18 protein-coding genes are annotated in these 22986 nt (G+C 37.8%); 5 read left to right on the top strand and 13 right to left on the bottom strand.

The annotated features are described in order from the left end of the window. Positions 1 to 14 precede the first annotated feature (14 nt). Entirely contained in the window at positions 15 to 956 is a 942-nt protein-coding gene (locus BMY50_RS11850) for a dihydrodipicolinate synthase family protein (RefSeq protein WP_093324460.1), read from the top strand. Positions 957 to 1156: 200 nt separating this feature from the next. Here BMY50_RS11850 and BMY50_RS11845 read toward each other — a convergent pair whose 3' ends face one another. Both BMY50_RS11845 and BMY50_RS11840 read right to left on the bottom strand, forming a co-directional pair. Further along, a complete protein-coding gene (locus tag BMY50_RS11845) occupies positions 1157 to 2290 on the bottom strand; it encodes an acyltransferase family protein (RefSeq protein ID WP_238383738.1) in 1134 nt (377 codons plus the stop codon). 184 nt (positions 2291 to 2474) lie between these two features. Then, positions 2475 to 2954 carry a DUF4168 domain-containing protein gene (locus BMY50_RS11840; RefSeq protein WP_093324457.1) on the bottom strand — a complete coding sequence of 160 codons (480 nt, stop codon included), beginning with the start codon at positions 2952 to 2954 and terminating at the stop codon, positions 2475 to 2477. A 209-nt stretch (positions 2955 to 3163) separates the two neighbouring features. Between BMY50_RS11840 and BMY50_RS11835 the strand changes: the two genes are divergently transcribed. After that, entirely contained in the window at positions 3164 to 3388 is a 225-nt protein-coding gene (locus tag BMY50_RS11835; protein WP_093324455.1) for a hypothetical protein, read from the top strand. 195 nt (positions 3389 to 3583) lie between these two features. Here the strand turns inward: BMY50_RS11835 and BMY50_RS11830 are convergent, their stop codons facing one another. After that, entirely contained in the window at positions 3584 to 4324 is a 741-nt protein-coding gene (locus BMY50_RS11830) for an MBL fold metallo-hydrolase (protein ID WP_093324452.1), read from the bottom strand. Positions 4325 to 4495: 171 nt separating this feature from the next. Between BMY50_RS11830 and BMY50_RS11825 the strand changes: the two genes are divergently transcribed. Next, complete coding sequence (locus BMY50_RS11825; RefSeq protein ID WP_093324449.1) at positions 4496 to 5470, top strand: endonuclease/exonuclease/phosphatase family protein; 975 nt, start codon at positions 4496 to 4498, stop codon at positions 5468 to 5470. Here the strand turns inward: BMY50_RS11825 and BMY50_RS11820 are convergent. The 8 genes from BMY50_RS11820 to BMY50_RS11785 all read right to left on the bottom strand — a co-directional run bounded on the left by BMY50_RS11820 (position 5467) and on the right by BMY50_RS11785 (position 18758). Continuing rightward, the gene (locus BMY50_RS11820; protein WP_093324447.1) at positions 5467 to 6645 is read right to left on the bottom strand and encodes a glycosyltransferase family 4 protein; all 1179 of its coding nucleotides are present in this window, start codon (positions 6643 to 6645) and stop codon (positions 5467 to 5469) included. The two genes, BMY50_RS11825 and BMY50_RS11820, sit on opposite strands and share 4 nt — an antisense overlap. A gap of 6 nt (positions 6646 to 6651) precedes the next feature. Continuing rightward, positions 6652 to 7632, bottom strand: coding sequence for a lysylphosphatidylglycerol synthase domain-containing protein (locus tag BMY50_RS11815; protein WP_093324444.1), 981 nt, complete (start codon positions 7630 to 7632; stop codon positions 6652 to 6654). A gap of 142 nt (positions 7633 to 7774) precedes the next feature. After that, positions 7775 to 8950 (bottom strand): glycosyltransferase family 4 protein, encoded by a 1176-nt coding sequence (locus BMY50_RS11810; protein ID WP_093324441.1) that lies wholly within the window; start codon positions 8948 to 8950, stop codon positions 7775 to 7777. Between the two features lie 253 nt (positions 8951 to 9203). Beyond that, entirely contained in the window at positions 9204 to 9638 is a 435-nt protein-coding gene (locus BMY50_RS11805; protein ID WP_093324439.1) for a retropepsin-like aspartic protease, read from the bottom strand. An 8-nt stretch (positions 9639 to 9646) separates the two neighbouring features. After that, positions 9647 to 10585 carry a malate dehydrogenase gene (locus BMY50_RS11800; RefSeq protein ID WP_093324437.1) on the bottom strand — a complete coding sequence of 313 codons (939 nt, stop codon included), beginning with the start codon at positions 10583 to 10585 and terminating at the stop codon, positions 9647 to 9649. A 201-nt stretch (positions 10586 to 10786) separates the two neighbouring features. Then, positions 10787 to 13129 (bottom strand): translocation and assembly module lipoprotein TamL, encoded by a 2343-nt coding sequence (gene tamL, locus BMY50_RS11795; RefSeq protein ID WP_093324435.1) that lies wholly within the window; start codon positions 13127 to 13129, stop codon positions 10787 to 10789. Further along, a complete protein-coding gene (locus BMY50_RS11790) occupies positions 13077 to 18368 on the bottom strand; it encodes a translocation/assembly module TamB domain-containing protein (protein WP_093324432.1) in 5292 nt (1763 codons plus the stop codon). Before BMY50_RS11790 ends, tamL begins: the two co-directional genes overlap by 53 nt. A 186-nt stretch (positions 18369 to 18554) precedes the next feature. After that, on the bottom strand, positions 18555 to 18758 hold the full coding sequence (locus tag BMY50_RS11785) for a hypothetical protein (protein WP_093324430.1): 204 nt from the start codon (positions 18756 to 18758) through the stop codon (positions 18555 to 18557). Between the two features lie 329 nt (positions 18759 to 19087). Between BMY50_RS11785 and BMY50_RS11780 the strand changes: the two genes are divergently transcribed. Both BMY50_RS11780 and BMY50_RS11775 read left to right on the top strand, forming a co-directional pair. Next, positions 19088 to 19309, top strand: coding sequence for a hypothetical protein (locus tag BMY50_RS11780; protein ID WP_093324427.1), 222 nt, complete (start codon positions 19088 to 19090; stop codon positions 19307 to 19309). Positions 19310 to 19378: 69 nt separating this feature from the next. Then, positions 19379 to 20458: a Gfo/Idh/MocA family protein gene (locus BMY50_RS11775; protein WP_093324425.1), complete on the top strand. Its 1080-nt coding sequence runs from the start codon at positions 19379 to 19381 to the stop codon at positions 20456 to 20458. Between the two features lie 44 nt (positions 20459 to 20502). On the opposite strand, the gene BMY50_RS11770 is transcribed toward BMY50_RS11775, so the two are convergent. Next, positions 20503 to 21372, bottom strand: coding sequence for a hypothetical protein (locus BMY50_RS11770; RefSeq protein ID WP_093324422.1), 870 nt, complete (start codon positions 21370 to 21372; stop codon positions 20503 to 20505). A 17-nt stretch (positions 21373 to 21389) separates the two neighbouring features. Beyond that, entirely contained in the window at positions 21390 to 22979 is a 1590-nt protein-coding gene (locus tag BMY50_RS11765) for a RagB/SusD family nutrient uptake outer membrane protein (RefSeq protein ID WP_093324419.1), read from the bottom strand. Between the last annotated feature and the right edge of the window lie 7 nt (positions 22980 to 22986).

Below are 22986 nucleotides of genomic sequence, written 5' to 3'. Positions count from 1 at the left end.
TAAAAATATCGTAAATGACAGCAACTAAATTAACATCCAAAAGTTTAGGCGGAAATTGGGGAACCATATTGCTTCCGATCAATAAAGACGGATCAATCGATTTCAGCAAGCTAAACGACGAAATCGATTACTTAATAGCGGCGGGTACCGACGGGATTTATACGAATGGCACTGCTGGTGAGTTTTATAACATCACAGAAGATGAATATGATAAAATAAGTGAGTTAGTGGCCATAAAATGCCGGCAAGAAAATAGGCTCTTTCAGTTAGGTGTATCTCATATGAGTCCTATTATAACTGCGGGAAGACTACAGCGAAGTGTGACATTGAAAGCGAATGCTTTTCAGCTCATTTTACCTGACTGGATACCGCTCAATAGACAAGAGCAGGACGAATTTATGTTGCATGTGCAATCATTAGCAAAAGATACACCATTAATACTTTATAACCCACCACATGCTAAGAGTAAATTAGATGTTAGCGATTTTTTGAGATTAGAAACCCTTGTAGAAACTCTTATAGGTATAAAAGTGGCCGACGGCGATGCCACTTGGTATCAATCTATGATCCCGGTGGCAGCGAAATTGGCTGTATTTGTGCCGGGCCATCATCTTGCTACGGGTGTAAAAATGAAGGTAGCAGCAGGTGCTTATTCGAATGTGGCTTGCTTAAATCCCCGAGGAGCACAGAAATGGTGGGAAATGATGAAGGATGATCTAGAAGGGGCTTTACACATCGAGCGATTAATTGTCGAATTTATGACGACAGTGGTTGTTCCTTTTCAGAAAAAGGGCTTTAGTAACCCCGCATTAGATAAATTTTTGGCGGCTATAGGAGGATGGGCATCTGTGGAGACTCGTCTGCGCGGGCCATACAGCAGTATCGAAATGTCCGAAGTAAATGAAGCTAGAAAAATCGCTGAGCGCATTTTGCCTAAATTTTTATTAGCTATTTAAATAGAATATCAGGTTTTTTGCTAGCTGTTTTTTATAAATAGACATAGTTATAACACCTGATCTATTTTAATAAACCAATAATTTTTTGGCACAGATCTTGTTGACTACTGTATAGGTTTAGGTTGATTAAAAATGAAGGCCCGGCATTCCCAAAATGTCGGACCTTCTCTTTTTATATCTATTCATATTTGTTCTTAAGACTAAACTTTAATATATATCCTCTTTTTATCCAATAACCAGCCTATACTCCAGCAGAAGAGCATGTAGAGTACGGCAAACAATAAAGAGCCAGCTGGTCCTGGAAGCAGTGGTTGAAAGATAGCGTCATTTATTTTTTCAAATAGGGAAACTGATCCTATGGGTATGGTAAATAACGTGATCAATACAATTTCAGATAATAGATAAATAAACAGCGGGTTTTTTCCGAAAATAGTAAAAAAAGTTGTCCACTTTTGAGGTTGCTGACGTTTATCTTCAGTAATTAATACTAGCAGAGGCAGGATAAGGAGATCTATACTGATGGTTAACAGTGCAAAGGAGCTTGACCAGATCTTTTTGTTAATAGGAAACATCTTGTCCCAACAGACAGCTATCAAAATGCCTATCATACCAATAAATAGTAGTCGACTCAGCACATTAAAGGAGGAGCCTTTCTCTTGTAGGTACTTTCCTGTAAGGTATCCGGCCAGGACATTTACAATAGCTGGCAAGGTGCTTAACAGGCCCTCTGGGTCGAAAATAACGCCGTGGCTGTGATATAGATGTGATTCACCGAGCAGCCATAAATCTACCTTAAAAATGGCGTTTCCTTCTAAAGAAAAAGGATCACCCGAACCAAAGAATACAAGTATAGCCCAATAGATTAATAGTAGGAGGACGCCTAACCATAATAAGTACTGTTGTTTCATATAGCGTACCGCTAGCGCTGCAAATAAATAACAGAGCGCTATACGCTGTAAAACTCCAAAAATACGTGTTTCACTGATTGGAAAGGAGGTTATACTTCCTTCTGCATTTATTTTAAAAAAGGGAAACCAGTACATTAGGAACCCCAGTAAAAAAATGATAGCAAAGCGCTTGAAGATACTGAATAGTACTTGTCCTGACGATAATTGATGAAATTTTTTTTCCGAAAAACTTAATGCATTACCTACAGCAAACAGAAAAGACGGAAAAACTAAATCAGTAGGTGTAAACCCATGCCATACTGCATGGTTTAGTGGCCAGTAAGGGACTGCTCCTGAACCCGGACTATTTACGATGATCATAAAACAGATAGTCATTCCGCGGAATACGTCTAATGCCGTGTACCTGATTTTGTTTTCTTTTATCATTAGAAGGTTTAGTTAAATTTTATATATTTTTTCTGGTATTAATAGACTTACGTGTTACCAAATATAGCAGTATTTTGATAAAATCATAAGCTCTCAGCAGGGGAGCTGTAGGCAAAAACAAGTACTGCCATGTTCGTGTAATCATTAGTGCTGCAGCTATCTCGAATTAGGGATGGTGAGATAGCTACTTTTTAGGCAGTAAAGAATCTACCTCATGTTTTACTTTTGAGCTATTTTGATAGGCTAACACAATCTGCTGATAAGTGATAATGTCTAAACCTTCTTCTTCTATGCTGGCATTCATTTTATTTTCAGTAGTTTTACTAATTCCAGCTACTTTTTGTGCTGCATCATTGAACGATTGTAACTCTTCCTGTTCAATGCTGATCTCCTTTTCTGGATTTTGTTGTGATGCTGCAATTTCATTAAAACGCGCTAAAGTAAAACCTTCTTCTTTTACTACTTTGATCATTTCGTCCTCACTGGTTTTTTCCAAATATATTATTTTCTGATTGGCTTTTACAAAACATTGTATTTCTTCTGGTTTAAAATTTTCTTTGATGGGTATTTGTGAAGAATTTACTTGTGTAAACGCAACATTATTAAAGATCGAGAGTGAAAATGCCACAAATATTAAGATAGCTCTGCTTTTTAACGTATTCATATCAAGGGTTATCTTTGTATTATCTATACAAATAAAACGTTTTTATAGTGAAATATTGTGTTTTGATATGGGTTTCCGCTGTTTAATAAATCGGAATGGTTGATTTGAAAATGCTTACGAGGCAAATACTTTTCGTATGGGCAAAATCAATTTTGGATAATAATTGTTATATTCTATAAGGTTAAACTTAATTGTTAAGGAGGGAAATTATGATTATTACAGTTCGAGAACCGGGTACCAAAACTTTTATGAATATTAACGCGTATCCAGAGGATCATAACCGATCAACAGCATGGCGTATACAATATCCAGGGCTTGAACCATTTTTGATGGTAAAGCAACATAATAAGTGGACCGTGACAGATAACAATGTGATCAATATAGAAGTAGCAGAAGCTGTTATTGAAGCACTTAGAAAACAAGTTGACAAGTAAGGCCTAAGTGAACGTTAAAAAATGTTAAGGATTTTTTGGTCTGTTTTTTAAGACTTATCTTTGTGTCATCATAATTTAGGTTTATAATTGGTTAGTTAAAGCCTTCAATCTCCCCGGTTGAAGGCTTTTTTAATTGTTGTTTTTTTGTTCTTTGGTTTGAGTTTAAACGCAATTATTTTTATTATGAGTTCGATATTATTTTGAAAGATACCAATCTCTGATAAGTACTCGGATGGATTTATCCTTACTATTTACCAATTGTTTAAATGTGGAGATATCACTTTTTCCATTTTGCCCGCGATAATGATATGGATAAACAATTTTAGGCTTGAAAGATAGTACAGCATCAGCAGCTTGATTAATAGTCATTGTGTACGGTAAATTCATACAAACAAAGGCAAGATAAATATCTTTAAGTGTACGCATTTCGGGTATATCTTCAGTATCGCCGCTAATGTAAACACGTTTTGTTCCTAAAGTAAGTACGTAACCGTTACCTCTGCCTTTCGTATGAAAAGATTCTTCCGCCGCCGGTAAATTATACATGGGAACGGCCTCTATTTTTATTCCTGTAAGATCAGTTTCTTCTCCGTTCTTTAAAACGTGGATATTTCGACGGAATTTTTCAGGTAGTTGATCAGCAACTGCTTGCGGAACAATTAATGTTGCTTTGGAAAGATCTAAATTTTCTAATGTAGCAATATTAAAATGATCCCCATGAATATCTGTAATTAATATTAGATCGGGGGATTGAACGTTATGTAGTTTGCCTTTTTCAACACTGGGGTCAAATAGAATAGTTTTTCCATTCCAAGTGATAGCAAAGGTTGCGTGTTCAATCACTTGAACGGCTATCTCGTCAATCTTGTCTACAGACTGGCCCTGAGCTACTGTGAATAATAAACAAACAATAAAGGTGAAGATAGATTTTTTCATTTTTGTAGCGAAGTTATTTTTAAAGTTAAGAAACCTAACCGATAAATCGATAAAAACAGACAAAAGTTTAATACAGGAGTAATTAGACTTTTAATGATAACGATAGGTTAACAATTTAGCGAAGTTAAGCTTATATCAAGCACCTAACTTTGCCATTAAAAAGAGATCTGTATGCAACTTGTACTTCAGAAACAAAACAGGAAATGGATAAACCTTTTCTTTCTTATATGTAGTGTAGCTTTTCTTTTTAATCGTTATTTTCAATCATGTCGAGTACCCACGAAAGCGACAACATTTATTAATTTTTCGCCTCCTAATAACAATGATTTGCCTTTGCTTAATGAAGGTGAATTTTCTGTGATAACTTATAACATAGCCGGTTTACCTGAAGTTATATCTAGTGCCATAACCGAAAGATCAAGTAGTATTAAGGAGATTGGTAGGAGAGTTAATCCCTTTGATATAGTGCATGTACAAGAGGATTTTAATTACAATAGTTATTTGTATAAAGAAAACGAACATCCTTATAAAACGAAGTCAAAAGGAGGTGTTCCTTTTGGTGATGGTTTAAATACGCTTTCTAGATTTCCTATTATAGAAATGCAACGAATTCCCTGGAATCATTGTACAGGAGCGGATTGTTTAACTCCTAAAGGGTTTAGTTACAGTAAAATAGAAATAGCAAAGGGTGTTTACATTGATTTTTATAATGTGCACGCAAATGCTGAGGATGATTATGATGCAGCCGCTGCGAGAAGGAAAAATATGGAACAGTTGTCGGATTATATAGGTCAACATTCTAAAAATCAGTCGGTCATTATCATGGGAGATTTGAACGCACATTATCGTTATAGCCATGATAATGTACAAAAACTATTAGTTGAAAATGGCTTGAAGGATGCTTGGGTAACGTTAAAAGGGAATAATATTATGCCGTCGATTAGTGATTATCTTAAAGAAGATATCCTCGCCTTAAATGATGATTGTGAGTCCATAGATAAAATTTTGTACCGTAATAGCGATAGAGTCTTATTACGTCCAAAAAACTACAGATTCGAAAATGTAAAATTTAATAATAGATTGGGTTTGCCTTTATCCGATCACTGCCCCGTAAGCCTATCTTTTAACTGGCAAATCGTTTACTAACTATGTTTAGTAACTAATGAATTAAGTTTATCATAGTACCTCTTCACCATCTTTTTCCAACTGTAATGCTGAATGGTGTATTCGCTGAAATTTATGGTTATGTCTTTAATATCGCTATTTTGCATTTGCATTAGGTTATTTAATTTTTCTGCCCATTCATTAGCATTTTGTGATGTGATTAAATAACCATTTGACTCATTTTTTACAGCATCTGGAATACCTCCCACGTCAGACGCATAAACAAGTGTACCACATAAAGATGCTTCTAGGCAAACTAGTCCAAAGCCTTCCATATCTCCTGGAACTTCGATATTAGGCATAATAAAGGCCTTTGCATGATGCAATATGTTTAATACATCGTCAAACGGTAGTCGCCCGAGATGTTTCGCTCTTTTTCTGATTGTAGGCTGATTTAATAATAATCTTAGTTTTGGTTCATCGCTTGGCGCTCCTAGAAATAATTCCATTTTATTCCTTAAAGGAGAAGGAAAAAACCTCAAAATATTTTCGATTTTTGTTTTTTTCCAATGAAAGGGGCCAATAAATAAGATAAGAAAATCATGTTGAAGCTTGGGCATTACCTGTTCAACAAACCAAGAGAATCCTTTTCGTTTAACTGGCCTGCCCATGGCAACTAATAACTGCTTGTCTCGAATATCCAGATGGTATTTTTGTTGGAAATCATCGTAAAAGTTAGGCGAAAATTTGAATTGATTTATATTTTCATCAACTCCATTAGGGATCACATGCATTTTAGCGTGATTCAAACCTAAATTTACGGCGGCCTGGGCAGTAGCCTGGCTAACGGCAAAAATAAGATCGAAGTTATTTAACCTCTTAATAATGAATTTCCTGAATACCCAACTCGGAAATACTACATCTAAACCATGAAGTGTGACAGCATGCTTAACAACATGTTTATGGCAAAATAACAGATAAAAAGAAGCTATTAATGCATCGTTAAAATGCATAATAGTTATTTGCGGGTGGTTAGTTAGCATATCCTTAATTTGGCTGTTGAGTGTTAAGAAAAACTTTATTTTAGTGCCAACACCTTTATATATCAATTCACGTACCTGACATAGCTGCTTCATTCCATTTACCAATTCGAAACTTTGTTTTTCCATACCACCGGTTGTAGGTGGATGCTTATGACTAACAAATAAAATTTCCATGAACTACTAAGCTGTTTGTACCTGAAGAGTTTTTCTGTACAGTATAAAATAACTTAGGCCGCTTAAAGCAAACCACAGGAGTTGACGCATTCTACGAAGAATCGATGCACTTAACCATAAGCTCGCTCCACTCATGCCAACGAGATTTAACATAAATTGATTGCCATATTCCTCAATTCCTATTTGTGCAGGGATAAAAGCTCCGGCAGATTTAAAAAAAATCACTCCCATATCAATTAATAAGCCATGAATGATATTTGCATTTACATTTAGGAACTTTAATATTAAAAAAAATTCCATCGAACCTATTAGCCAGTGAAGACAGAAGAAAAAGAAGGAGAGTAGTAATGCTGTTTTTTCGGTATGATAAAAATGGACAGTTTGTTTAAAGGTATTTTTAATTCCGCTAATAATCTTGCCTAATGATGAATCGTTTCGATTAGCAAACAATTGCAAACGGCTTATGCTTTTCATCTTATAAATACAAAATGCTAGATATAAGAGCACAAAGAATAAAATAAGTATTGTTAATGTTGTCCAAATGATGTTTTTGAAAGCGTCACCTATCTGAGAAAAAAGAATGAATGAGGCAAGTAAAAACATAGATACCTGCGAAATAATCATTAAAAAGCGAGAAATGACGACTGAATTGATAACTGTTTTCCTTTCAATGGAAGATTTCAACAGTTCTACCTTTAACATATCGCCTCCAATAATACTGCTTGGGTTAAATAAACTTACAGTTTCACCAATAGATCTTATCCAAAATAACTTTATGATATTGACTGAATTTTTATTAGGTCCCAAACAATATCTCCATGCCAGGGTACCAAAGAGATAAGCTATAATAGTAACCAACAGTAGCCAGCAGAAATTCCATCCAACATGTTTTAAAGACAGTTTAACTAAATGAAGATCTGTATTTACGATGTAGAATATTAATGAAATAATGATAGATAAAACAAAGATAATCTTGATGATTTTCATTCAAATAATTATTAATATTTGTCTGCTTTCTTCGGTATTAATGAATGCTTCGCGGTTTGATTTTTATGTTCAAGAGTTCGTTCGCTTGTTCATTGCTGTTTAAGAGCGTTTGCTTATGATGGTTTCATCAAATTCAGACAATTTAAGAAGTTAATTTATAGATATATGGAAGTTTTCCAAGATGTTCGAGATCATCGAAATAGATAGCCGCTAAATGATCCCAGTTGAGCTTTTCACTTTTATGCAAGCCCGCCTCTCTAAATTGTTGATACAGCGTTTTATTAGTTAAGAGCGTTTCTATCCGATCAGCGTATTCTTCTTCATTATCTGGCTCGCAGGAATATCCATTTACTCCGTTTTGTATGAGGTCCTGAGAACCACCACCACTTGCGATAACGCAAGGCAATCCAGAAGCCATCGCTTCCAAAACTACATTACCGTATGTTTCGCTAATAGAAGGAAATATAAAGAGGGAAGAAGAAGCATAAATGATCGCTAATGTTTCATGGCTCAATTGCCCCATAAATATAGCTCCTTTCATCTCCTTCTCACATTCTGCCCGTGCTTGACCGTCACCGGCTACAATGAAGTTACAGGCAATATTCCTACTTTGAATACGGTGATATATTCTAAAGAGTGTTTGTAGATTTTTTTCCCAAACAAGTCTACTTGCAAACAATAAGGTGGGTAAGCTGTTGCCTGTAATCTGTTTAAGTAGTTCCGGATCGTTTTTCTTTGGATTAAAGATCTTGCTATCGATCCCTCTTTCCCATAGTTGCATTTTGGAGGCTTGTATGCCATAATTAATAAGCTCTTTTCTAATAGTGTTTGATGGCACATATATATAATCGCAGCGATTGTAAAAAGATTTTTTCTTGACGGATATGAGTTTCTTTATGGGTTCAATAAGAAAAGGAAGCTTCTTAAAATAATAAGCAATATAGGATATAAAATGAGTATGATAAATAGTAATAATAGGTATATGATGTTTTTGCGCAAATTTGGCCGCAAAATGACCTAACAGTGAAGGGGTTGCTATATGGATAATATCTGGATTAAACTGCGTTAGTTGCCTAATAAGTTTTTGTTGTACCAAGCTTGGTAAGCAAAGTGTGTAGTTTTTGTTGGATGGAATAGTGAGGGTGGGTATCTTTAGAGAACGGAAATTTAGTAATTGATCCGGACCTTCACCATATATAAACATGAACTCGAATCGATCGGAAGATATTCTTTTAATCAATTGAAACATGGTCCTAGAGGCACCATCTTTGTCTTCAAATAATATTTCGGCAAAGAACGCTACTTTAACTTTCCGCATAGCTATATGGTTTGATCATAAAACTAGACGGAATGTTTAACTGTATCGTTAACCAATTGTTATGATTTTATCATAAATTATTGAAAACTAAAAAAAATACTGGTCATTTTTCATGAACACATAATGCTAGATTAAAATAGGCTTAATGTGGCAGCACTATATTTGTATCAGAGTTAAATAGTAATTGATTCATGTAAATTAGGTTTGGTTAAAATTGGGAAAGGCCCGCTGGGAAGCGTGCCTTTTTGCTTTCTTATTTCTTTTTACTCTTTTTAAGTGTAAGTGTCTTTTTTCCGTAATCTATTATACCGTCATATTGCGTAAGTATATCGCCACCAATAACACCTATTACGGGATCCACTGATAGGTTTTCATATGCGAAATTTATTGATGAAAGGTCTAGAACAGCTACTTCAAAATTTTTAAGGTGAAAGTCGCCTACTTGAAAGTCGGGCAAAAGCCATGTGAAACTTTCCATATTAGTAGTCCCTAAGCCGGTAGAAACTCTGTCGCTTGTTCTAAGTTCATCGTTACCGATGTGTTTTTCGATGGTTGTTTTATCGAAGACTGTTTTAGATGCACCTGTATCGAGTACAGCTTTAAAGGTTTTGTCAAAAACAACAACTTCCACCAATAAGTGGAAGCCATCGTCTTGTAAATTTAATAAGGCAAGAGGTATTTTAATCATGAATATTGTTATATGATATTGCTTTCGGTAAGTACGTTGTTCATACTTCGAACCGCTTCCGCACTTTGAGAAAATTTGGCCTTGTCTTCTTCATCCAACTTGAGTGTCAAAATCTTTTCAACACCATTTTTTCCGATGATGATAGGTACTCCTAAGGTAATGTCGTTTTGCTCATATTCGCCGTCCAGATAAACAGATGCAGTAAATAGTTTTTGCTGATTGCGGACAATACTTTCTACCATAGCCGCTATGGCTGCTCCAGGTGCATACCACGCGGAAGTACCTATTAATTTAGTTAGCGTGGCGCCGCCAACCATTGTGTCGGCAATAACCTTTTCTTGTTGTGATGCCGACAAAAACTGACTAACAGGCAAACTATTCCAAGTAGCATGTTTTATCAATGGAATCATCGTAGTATCTCCATGCCCACCAATGACAATGGCATTTAGATCAGCAGGAGAAGCGCCGGTATGTTGACTAATTTGGTATTTGAAACGTGAAGAATCTAATGCTCCTCCCATGCCTATAACACGATTTTTTGGTAAACCAGTTGCCTTTAAGGTTAAATAGGTCATGGTATCCATGGGGTTGGAAACAACTAGAATAATTATGTCAGGTGAATAGCTTAGTAAATTCTTAGCTACTGATTTAACTATATTTGCATTGGTGCCGATGAGTTCCTCACGTGTCATACCAGGTTTACGAGGTATGCCAGAAGTTATAACAGCCACACTTGATCCAGCTGTTTTCTCATAATCGTTTGTTACTCCTGTGATTTTTGTGTCGAAACCTAATAATGCGGCTGTTTGAGCAATATCTTGAGCCTTTCCTTCGGCAACACCTTCTTTAATGTCAAGAAGAATGACCTCTTCCGCGAGTTCTCGCCTTGTAATATTGTCTGCTGCAGTTGCGCCGACGGCACCGGCGCCAATAACGGTTATTTTCATAAATTTATAGGATTAAATGATTCTTTAAAATTATTGTTTTTTACCTCAATCCCGCACGATGGTAAAATAGTAAAAAGGAATGGGAATGACAAAACAAGTCGTAAGTTATAAGTCATAAATTTTAAGCTATCACTTGTATGGGGTAAATCGTGTTACCGTTGCCAATAACAAATCAAAAAACGTAAAACTTATAACGTATAACTAAAAAGGATAACCTATTGCTAAGTTAAAGACTAGGTTATCGCGTCGCCAATCTGGATCCCTGAAGTTAATCTTATTGAATACCCAACGTTGACCATCAGGTAAATATGGGATCCGGAATGGAATAGCAAGATCTGTTCTTAAGATGAGGAATGTTAAATCAAAACGTAAACCTAAACCACCCCCCACGGCCAGTTCTTTAAAGAAATCTTTGGAGAATTTACCTCCTTGAAATACTGTATCTGCATTTTGTAACCAAATGTTTCCAACGTCAACGAAGGCGGCCCAATCTAATATACTAACGATCTTTGATCGATATTCCAGATTGAATTCCATACGGATATCACCGGTCATATCCGGTACAAAATTGTCATTGCCAAAACGTTCCGGATTATAGGAACCCGGACCAATTGCTCTGGCTCTAAAAGCACGCAAGCTATTCGGACCGCCGGCAAAGAATTGTTTCACATAGGGGAGACGAGTAGAGTTTCCATAAGAATAGCCATAACCGAATAGCGCTCGCGCTGCCAACTGCCTATTTGTACCCAACTTCATATAATGACGATATTCAATCTCCGTTTTTATATACTGTGAAAAGGCGGCTTTGAAAATACTGTCTTGCTTCCCCTTTTTTACATTAGATCCTAGTATTAACCCCGTTGTATTTGCTGACAGATCTAAGCCTCCGGAAAAATAGAAAGTATGCTTCTTGTCGGTTTCCATGGTATTGGTATAGGTGAATTTGTAAGTTGGGCCAAAGGTGAATTGCCGGTCGATAGCCCTTTGTAAATAAGGGAATTCGGTAGCCAGACTATCATAAAACGGCGTGACATTTACTGGCTGTACATAGGCAATGTCCAATAGATTGAGTTGATGCGTCTTTTTTGCGGATTCCTGCCAATTATAGCCCCAAGCAAAACGCAATGAGTTTAAGCGATAGGCCTGTCTTCTGTTTAAAAATTCATAACCCACTAAAGTGGTGGTATGCGGCACAAAACGACGCGTAGGTTCCCACCCGAAAGGCGCAATAATGCGTGGCCAGGTTAAAGACGCCTCCAAGCCATAACGATAAAAATTGGAATTGATATTGACACCGCCGCCAGATTGTACTTCGTAACCACCATAGGCTGTTAAACGTAAAAGTTCAGCACCCTTAAAGGCATTTCGATGGCTCCAGCTAACATTCACTTCGGATCCATTATAAACGGCAGCCGTTTTACCGAGCAATTCAACACGGACGGCCTTTTTCTGCTGTGGCGTAAGATAATAATGAACATCCAGTTTATTGGTCTTTCCTCGGTCGACCAACATGAAATTATTTTTCACAAAACGGAACGTACCCATACCAACAAGCTGACTGATGGTTTGATTTTGTCGATCGCGATTGTAAAGATCCCCCTTATGAAAAAACATAGTACGTGCAAGTGCAAATTTTCGGAAGGTACGGTGCGGGTCTATGAAATAGAAACCTTTGTATTCCTCCGCGTCGGCGGGTGTTGCTATTTCGTAATTTCCTTGAACTAAAGAGTATTCTGGGTAAATGAAAATATTATTGATGGTGTAAGGTTGCTTTGCATTTTTAGGTGTTTCGTCCTTTAGTTTGACATTCATGTCAACCATGTGCTTACCAATCATACTATCCACCTGTACCAAAATATGATCTGGACTGAAAAAATAGTAGCCCTTGTCTTTGAGGAGATTTTCGATTCGTTCACGTTCTGCAATGATCCGGTCCAAATTATAGGGTCTGCCGGGTATTAGTAGGGAGCCTGGCTGTGCTAACTTGATCTCCTTTCCGATTTGAGTAGTCGTATCCAATTCGTAGGTGACTTTATTGATACGGTATATCTTGTTTGTGGTAGCGATATAATTAAGCATCGCTTTTTGTTTTTTAATGGTTGTGTCCGTGGTAACATAGGCATTAAAGAAACCGATATTTTCTAGCCTATTTCGGACCAAATTTTCATTATAGGGTACATTCACATCTTGCAATAACACGGGTGCTTCGCCAGCTTTGTTTTTTAACCAATGTTTAAAGCCCTTGTTTTTCTTTGGCTGACCGGCAATATTGTAGAAATATAATTTTGTACGTAAACCTAAGAACTTCTTATTCGGTCGAGGCCGCAGCACTTCTTCCAGCCGTTCGGTTAGGGGTGCCCGATATCGATCGGGAATCGAATCGTTATTTAGTTCAACCTCACCCTTGACGTATAGGTTTTCTCCTTCCTTTAGGTATTTGATATTACTGCAGGAAGTGAAAAATATTAAAATTGCTATATATATGTAAATCCTAACCCTCATCGTTGCTCTTTTCTGGTTTTTGCTCGGTGACTTCATCTTCATTTCGGTAGGCTTTGTTTACATTTTCCGACCGCTCTGCAGGGGATGGGTTTTGCTTTTTCTCCCCGGGTGTTTCTTTAAACTGCCTGTTACCTCTATTCTGTTGATCTTTACGACGTTCTAAACTATCTAGCCCCTCCTCGTCCTCTTCTTCCTCACCATTTTGTTCCAAATGCTCTTTCATCTCTTCAGCTCTTTTATCATTGAGCTCTTGACGCCGTTTAGCGTTCATGAATAACTCCTTGAATTCATCGTAATTCATATTGATAATAAAACCTAAACCTGTTTCGATAAACTGTCCTTGTAAGGTTACCTGATATTGGTTTTTGCGGTAAACGCGTGCAATGTATCGCCCATCTCTGGATAATTGGTATTCGATCGAAATATCGCCGGCAATATTCGTGGCCTTTTGCCCGGGCTGTCCACCGCCTTCCAGTTCAAAGTTGGAACCAACGGTTACCTTTAATCGATCATCTAGCATCCGTTTAGATACGCCAACATTCAGATCAGTCCGTGTTTGCGCTTGACCGGTACTGTAATCATCGGCCGTAGACTGTAAATCGAAGTTCAGTTCCACGCCCGCAATCAAGTCGCCCGCTAATTTGTTCAACTGGCTGGTCAATAAGCTACTTACACTGGAACGGACCATGGTTTCGGTACTAGATCCGCCGGCACTTGAAAAAGGATTTTCCGCAATAAACCTGCCTAAAACAATCAAGGCGAAAGTTTGCTTGTTCATCTCTGATGGATTGTCTCGTAATTGTGCCAGTTTTGCTTCTACTGTTTGAGTAACAGTCTGTGAAACAGTATTCGCATTGCCACCGGTTCCCAGATCAATACCGAACGAAATCTCCGGTTTCAACATTTTTCCACCAATATGCAGATTGACATTGAAGGGGAGACGCTGTCGATAGTAATTTGCCTCGGTGCCCGAAACCTGCACCAAATCAATCGGTTGTGCCTGCAAAGTATAAATGGCCGTCATGTTGAGATCAGCATCCATCACATCGCCACCCCAAGTAATCGTACTGCCTTTCTTGAAGTCAAATCTCCTTTTGATCATATTAAAGGAAAGCGAATAGTTGCCTTCTTCCACTTCATAAGTTCCGGCAAGCGTCATATCACCTCCGGGATTGATGCCAAAATTCAACAAGGCCTGCCCCTTGACAAATAACTTATCACCCGTTCCGGGGTCAACAATCACTGTAAAAGCGGCATCTTTATCTACATCGATATTCAGGGAGATATTCATCCCCATAATGGTATTAGCTTTTGTTTCCGTTGTATCGTATACTGCAAGGATTTCGGCACTGTCTCTCGGACTTAAGCTGGTGAATTCCACAATGCCCTCGCGTTCTACTAAACCTGGATCCGTTTCCGGCATCGTTAAGGTCATATCCGTATTCTCATTCACTCTTAATGTACCATTTAGTGATGGACTCATAGCAGCACCACGGATGCGAAGATCAGTGTCGATGTTCAGTTTTCCATAGAACAAATTGTTATCAACCTCCGTTGAATTCAGCACTTGGAAATCATTGGCTTTTACATCCATACCTAAAACAAATTCAGTATAGGTCTTGGTTCGAATATTGCCATTAATAATTGCCTTATTACCAATACTATCAGTTAAGGTAAACTGTTTAAAACCAATACCGCGGTTATTAAAATTAATGCGCTGCTGATCCATGGTAAATGTCGCATTCAGCATAGAGATATTCATTTTGGCCTGATTGAAGATTAAATCACCATTGATTACCGGTGCATCCAAACTTCCGGTTAAGTCAAGCTTTCCGGAAATACCCCCCGAAGTACGCCTTAGGTTTCCGAAACTAAAGGTTTCTAGGGTACTCATATTAAGATTATTGACGAGCAGATCAAAATCCATTGTTGATTCTGCGTCCAAGGGTGTAATATAATCGCCACTTAGCTGAATATCATTTCCTTGCCCTTGTACGGTAATATTGGCATTGTATGTGTTTTCTTTTGCGTTATTGACCTGAAGACCAATATTTCCAATGGTGTCTTGACCAAAGTAAAAGTCGTTGATAGTTATATCGGAAGTAAAAACCGGATATCCATCGAGACGATCAACCAAGGCGTTACCATTAATCCCACCACCGACGTCTAAACTGGCGCTTTCTACCATATTGGCAAAAGTTTCAATGCGGAAATTCTTAAAATCAACGGCTAAAGGTGAATTAGGTACAGAGTCTTGCGAGGCAATGCTCATTTCCTGCCCACTTTGGTTTAAGTCGAAATGAGAAGCCAACAACCCTTTTGAGCCAAAGCTGATAACATTTTGTGGATTTACCGACCATTTGTCATAATTTAACATGAGCCCGTCTTCTTTTAAGGAGAAGCGGAAATCTTCAGCACGGGCCAGTAAGTTAGCACCTAAATGATATTGCTCCTTACCCTTTTTATCTTTAATCCACAAACCGGCATCAATTGAACTGTTCTTTACGGTACCGCTTAAAAGTGTATTTATAATTTCTATGCTCGATACCTTGATGCTGTTCACGAGTGCAGCGTAGTAGAGGGTACTATCCAACGTATTGATATCAAAACTTACATTTTGTATATCAGTTCCTGCATATACTGCTTTTGGAGCCACACCTTTGACATTAATCGATTTCGTTTCGCTATTAAAATTACCGTCTAAAGTTATCGGTTGCATTTCCGTTAATTCCGGCATTACACGGATAATCAGTGGTGATCGTCGAAATGTTGCTCCAAACTCGATTTGGGTCGGACTATAGGCTGGAATAGTGTCTGGTAGCCCTGTTTTTTTATCGATTGTAGGATTGGGGTTATAATAGGTGTTCAACACATCCTGAAAGGCATAAGAGAGTGTACTTAATTTATAGTTACCTATCATATGGGCCGTGAGAAACTCAGAGCGTAATTGTATGAGATTCTGATTAGTGTCAGCTTGGGCGATGACACTAATGGTGTCTAAAACATAACGATCATTATTGTACGCAATAATAGCTTTGGTTAGATCAAGTTTTCCATTTAGGTAATCAGGATCGGCGGAATCAAAATCTGCAACGAAATTGCCGTGGAAACGTATATTATCATTGGTAAGTTTGAGATTCTTCGTGTTAATACTATCAACTAATAAATTAAGCGTAAATTTTGGGTGTCGTTCGCTGAGTTTGGCGGCAATTTGCCCGTTTAGACTTATGTTTGGATCCTCGCTGGTTAGCGAGGCTTCTACATCACCACTATTGGCTTTCGCTGCTAAATTGATGTTGGTATAGGTATAACCCATCGCTTCAGCACTGATTAGTTTAGCTTTTGCATCAGCTACTAATTTAGAAGGGTCCAGCCCCTTTCCTTTGATTTGCGCGGCAAAGGATATCTTCCCAAGGGTTGAATCCATTTTCATGAGATGCCCTACATTTATATCTCGTATCGCCATATCGGCATCATAGGTGGTATCTCGTCCTGCAGCGTAATTTGCCCGAAGATCGGCGCTACCTATGGAGGACCGTAGATGCATATTGGTGGTAAATTGATTAAGGCCTCCTTTAAATAGCCCGTTTAACTTCAGCTGCTGAGGTAATTCGATGCTATCGGGAAGCATACTCTTTGCTATTAAACGATCGAGATCGCGCTTTCCTGTTTCTAAATTTTTCAATTGTAGATCCATGTAAAACTTATCAACATCGGGAAGTCCCTTTAGATGAGCGCTAGCTTGTAGGCGGGTTCGGTCTAACGTGCTAAACACTATGTTGGATATTCGGAGATCATCCACGCGGCCTTTTACCTGACCGTCGATAAAGAAAGTATGCGTAATTAAAGGTTTCATCACTTCCATTGTATCGAGGTCCGGAACCAATAGGAGTACATCCTTCATTCCCAACTTACTCTTTTCAATATTGGCGTCCACCTGAATCTCTCCGATACGTTCGGTAATTTGTTCAAGTGAAGGGTAACTTACTTTTGCATAATTTCGAATCAATGTATTTGGCGTTTCGATATACAGATTCTGAGCGCTGGCTCCTTTTTCCGTGTAAACAAAATCTGCTTCCGCTTTATTGATAATAAAGCCACTTCTATCCTTAAAATTTAATTGTTTCAATGTACCGCTGATGGAATCGATTGAGAAAAAGAAATCAGACATTTTGGCGTCTACGGTGGTCATATCGAGATTTCCATAATCCATACCCTTTGCAATGCGTGGCTGATTGGCGTCAAAATAAGAGACCTGACTTTTATTGAGCTGTACATCGCCAATATTTACTTTCCAATTGATTGGTTGTGAGTCCGCGCTATCTACGGATTTTGGCTCTTTGGTAATGCTAGGTTGTTTTACTTTTCCGAAGGCAACTTCTGTGTCATTTTCATCCAAAAGGATACGTTTAATATCTATTGTTTCTCCTTTTAGATTGATGTTGTTAAAATCAACAAGGAGTCTTTTGAATAGAATGCTTGCATTAAGCGCGCTTATTTCATCTATATATTGAGCTTTAACATCTTCTATATGTAAGCCGCCCAGTTGCAAATCTGGCATAGCTGACTCAGCACCCGTAGCCTCTTCGATACCAATATCCTTTGTAGATGGAAGGTCGGAAGTGTCGACCACCGCCCACTGTTTAATCGTGGTATTAATTCCTTTTACATTTACTTTTGGAATCTCAAAACGCATATTGTTCAAGTCAAAAGTTTTTATTCTAGTATCTAAATGCCCTAAATTGAAATCAGCGCTTGTTCCTATAACATCATCTTTATATACAAAACGAATGCGATCTAGATTGATCTTATCGATCGAGAATTCCATTGTTGAAGTAGTATCTTCCGGTTTGGGTTCTTCTTTTTCTTCACTAACAAAGGCACGTATTATATAGTCAAAATTGAAACTGCTATCTGGGAGTGTGCGATCAATTTTGGTGGTTATTCCCTTGAGATCTATTTCATTTATTTCTACTTTGTTTTTTAGTAGTTTGAGTAGACTGATATCAACTTTTAATTGATCTCCCGCCAATAAGGTGTCTTGTTTTTGATCTTCAAAATAAACGCCCTCCAATACGAGTAATTTAGGTAGATCGAGCGATACTTTTTCTATTTTAACAGGGGTTTTAATCTTTTTTTCGAGAAAAGATACCACTTGCTGTACTGCAAAATTTTGGACTGCTGGAATACGGATTAAAATAAAAATCAGCAATATTAAACCTATAATAGTGCCGATGATCCACAAAATAGTCTTAAAAGCAATTCTCCCGACTTTATTCAAAATGGTATGCTATTTAAATTGTTATACATCTTTAACTAAAAACGTGCATTCAATGTTTTTGGAAATCTATAAAAAATAGACAGGCAAAGTTATTAAACTTTAATAAAAAGCTTGCTTTTATAGCATTTTAACACGTACAATTTTATAATGGAAAAGGAACAGGTGCAGATAAGATAATGGCACATATCAAAAGAACAACCAAGCAACCGTGAGAATTATTACGATAACAAATAAAGTCCAGAACAGAAGCTTCCCGGAACCTTTATCACTTTTTTCATCTAATGCTTGCGGTGAGGGTCCAGGATTTTCCTTGTGGGCGGAGTAATCTTCCTCCACTTTTGTTTTGCTGCTATTCTTGTCGTTTTCAATCATTTCTTTCGTGATTAACATTTTTTACGCGAAAAAAGTTTAGATAATTTTAATGACTATATAAAAATTACCCAAAGAACAAAAATCCATCATCACAACAAGTATCTAATAGCTCCTAAAATGCTTTAATCAGTACAGGGCATATAGCCAATATGTATCTTTTAGCTATGGAAGATGTACTAAAAAAGGTAGATAACATCTAGGTGAAAGGTAGGTGAAGGGTACATGATACGTGAATAAAATCAATCTGGCAGGTTCGTGTCATATACTGGAATAAGTTTTACACCTGACAAATAGCTCGACAACAAAGTTGGCCTTCATTTGTATTTATACTTGTAAATATATAGAAGATGCATACTGACCAGGAAATAAAAAATTGGGTTTGCCGACATATTGATGAGCTAATACATGAATATGTGCAAGGCGAAAAGAAAGAATTCAGCGCGGTTATAGAAATACCGGATGAGGAGGGCGAAAAACATCCTTACACCGTTTTTATGGAATTTTCGGGCATAGCGGAAGAAAATGAATGGGTTGTCCGAAATATTGTGCGGCCAGAACAATTGCAATAATACCGATACAATTGATAAGGTGTGTAGGGGAATGATTAACTTCGATGATAATCATTGCAATTATTATTTATGAACGTAAAATTAAGGTTGTTTTTAGTAGTATTTTTTTTCGCAATTAATGGTGTATTCGGCCAGGAAACATTAAAAGTGGCGGTAGCGGGGCTAAATCATGATCATGTCCATTTGCTTTTTAATCTATACAAGCAGAAGAAGGTTGAAATATTAGGCATCGCAGAGCCTAATGAAAAGCTGATTAAACGAATGAAAGATCGGTACAACTTGCCTGATAATTTATTTTACAAGAGTTTACCCGAATTACTGAAACAGGTAAAGCCTATGGCTGTCCTTGCCTATAACTCTACGGCAGAACATATAAATGTGGCCGAAATATGCATGCCCTTAAAAATACCGGTGATGGTTGAGAAACCATTGGCAATTAATATGCAACAAGCAAAACGAATTAATCAGTTGGCTAAGGAAAATGGAACCTTATTTTTAACAAATTATGAGACGACCTGGTATAAGAGTAATCAATATGTAAAATCATTGGTGAAAAAAAATGAAATAGGGCCTATTACCAAGATGATGGTAAAAGATGGCCATGAAGGTCCAAAAGAAATTGGCTGCAGCGATGATTTTCTTAACTGGCTAACAGATCCCGTAAAAAATGGGGGAGGGGCATTAATGGATTTCGGTTGTTACGGTGCAAATCTTATGACGTGGTTGAAAGATGGAAAAAAACCTATAGCTGTTACGGCAATCACTAAAAATCGAAAACCGGAAATTTATCCTAAAGTTGATGATGATGCCACCATCACATTAGAATATGAAGATGGAGCGATAGGAATTATCCAAGCTTCGTGGTGTTGGCCTTACAGTGTAAAAGATTTACAGGTATTTGGGAAAAAGGATCAGTTACATGCCGTCAATGGCAAAACTTTGTTAAAATATCAGTCGCCAACGGATTCGAAACAAATACCATTAACCAATCCCTACTATGAAGATCAACTGGAATATTTAACGGATGTTTTGGCCAAAAAGATTCAACCTGATCACGATTTATCATCGCTGAGCAACAATATAATAGTAGTTGAAATCTTAGAAGCGGCAAAGAAATCGGCTAAAGAAGGAAAACGGATTGTCTTGTAAGATAACCTGTTTTCCTTCTTTAAAAAAATTGCAAATATTGTTCTTTATTCTGCAGGCTGACTTTCTGCGAAACTCTTGGATATAAAGTTGTATACCAATAGTGCTGAGCCTTCACCATCTACATCCTTGTCTCGGTAGACACCTAGTCGCAGCGTGTTTTCATCCAATGCTAAAATTTCGTAGGTTGTCCAATTAGATATACCGGTTATACCATTTTTAGCTGGTTTGTAACCACGAAGTATAGTGCCACCATTCACTGTTAAGGTTTTATCAATTAAATTTAGCATATACGTACCCTTTTCCTGCACATTGTTTTCCATTCTCTTGATGTTGCGGAAGTCTGGACCTGCAATAAGCGAGAAGGTCATTTCGCCATAATCTCCTCGAGCCATGTTGTCCGGATAAATACCTTGACCCGCATCCCACCAAACATTGGCAAAATTGGCAGGATCAACAAAGGTCATTGGCCCCTCGAAAAAGAGACCATCGGTGTCGAGTACCCAAGTTTTTTCATGACCAGCGCCACCAGAGATATTGGTCCACATGGGATCGCTAACATAATCGAGATTATTTTCGGTAACAGAGATCTTTACAGAATCAACCTCAACAATACCACCACCTGTCATAGCCGAAAATTTGATCGTATAATCACCTTTAAAAGCATAATGTATAGTGTCTTGCTGTCGGGTCGATTTCCCGGTTTGATAATCCCATATGGATACCGTACTGGCTGTATTGTTTTTCAATATAACGGTATTCCCCCCCGCATCAGTATTGAAATCTTGAACAATTTCGAACTGGATTTGAGATCTATCCAAAGGTGCATCCAGTTGATAGTCTTTTTTCTGACAGGAGCTTATCAGCATAGCGATACAGATTACAATCAGTGCTACATTTATTCTTTTCGCTTTCATTTTAATAGCTTTTTATGTTACCACCCAGTATTTTGAACGAGCACGCCATTAGATAGCGTTATTTGATTATTCGGAATTTGTTGCAATCCGCTTGTTTCATTGATTTTAGCGGCACTGATAGTTTTGCGGACTTCTTGGCCTCCGTTTAAAGCTGTTGTGCTTTCAGCGATTGTTGAGGCCGCTACGTCTACACCTTGGCGTAATAAATCCCAGTAGCGGATTCCTTCTAAAGCAAATTCGAACCTGCGCTCATTCATAATAGCTTGCTGGCTTACTGTTTGAGCGATAAAACTAGTACCGAAAGCACGTCTACGTACCAAATCAAAGTACGTTTGGGCATTAGCACTTCCCAATTCTGCTGCCATCAATAATACATCCGCATAGCGGATGGATACATAATCTTGAAATTGGCCGATTTGAAAGTTTACAGCTCCCTTGTTTACTGCAATGCTGTTCCCGTCTTCATCTACTAATGGGCTGTACTTTTTATTGTAATAGCCGGTATACTCTCGTTGCTTACTTTGATTGGTGAAGTTGATGCTTTCTTCAGCGATGGCGATAATGGAAGCTGTTCTGCGACTATCATTTCTATTATAAGCATTCCATAATTTTGGATTGACAGTTGCACCACCCCAACCATTGCCATAAGGAAAACTCCATTGTTCACGCATGCCGAACATAACCATCCAATGATTACCATCCGTATTTCCGTCATAGTCGCTTGTAAAGGTATATTTGATAGCAAAAACGGTTTCTTTATTATCTTCGCCGACATAGTTTTCTAAGGAGGCTGGCCATAGGTGTGCAAAATTCTCCACTAATGAAAAACCTCCATTACTGATAACGTCTTCCAGGTAGTTGAGTGCGGTAGCACGGTCAACTACTCCTGCTAAATCAGTTTGCTTGTAGTAACCTGTATAATAAAGGAACACTCTACCCATTAAACTTTCAGCAGCCCATTTGCTTACCCGTCCATAGGTGGCGGTTGGCTGGCTGGCATAAGATGTCGCCGGTAAATTTTCTATGGCAAACTTAAGGTCATTGGCTATAACGGCATATACTTCGCTAGGATCTGCTTGCGGTATATTTTCACTACTCGGTTCCGTTAATAAAGGAACATGTCCCCATAACCTTATCATATCAAAATACAAATAGGCTCTGATAAAGCGGGTTTCCGCTTCATAGACAGGGCGTAGATCTGCTTTATTTCCCCATTCTATACCGTCCAACTTTCCTAAGAGCATATTACAGCGATAGATTGCCTTGTAATAGGCGATCCAGTTATCAACGAATAAATTTTGGTCGGCAGGTGAACGTAAACGATCAAACTCGTCCAGCATTTGATAGCCAAAGCCATCCGAGTTGCCTGTACCGCCAAAACAATTGTCAGATAGCACCTCTGCGGCAACAGGTAAGCTAACACCGCCCGCCCAAACTATTTGTAAGCCATCGTAACAACCAACCAAGGCTTTATAAGCATCATCAGTGGTACGATAAAAGTTTTCATCCGTTAATTCGGTAATCGGTTCCGTATCTAAAAATCCTTTCGTGCATGACCCTAGACACATGCTTGCTAAGGTAAATATCGATATAATGATCTTTTTCATTTTATGT

This window comes from Olivibacter domesticus, assembly GCF_900109575.1.
In the GTDB taxonomy this organism is placed as follows: domain Bacteria; phylum Bacteroidota; class Bacteroidia; order Sphingobacteriales; family Sphingobacteriaceae; genus Olivibacter; species Olivibacter domesticus.
Note: the sequence above shows the minus strand (reverse complement) of the source record. Positions and strands in the feature narration are given on the sequence as shown.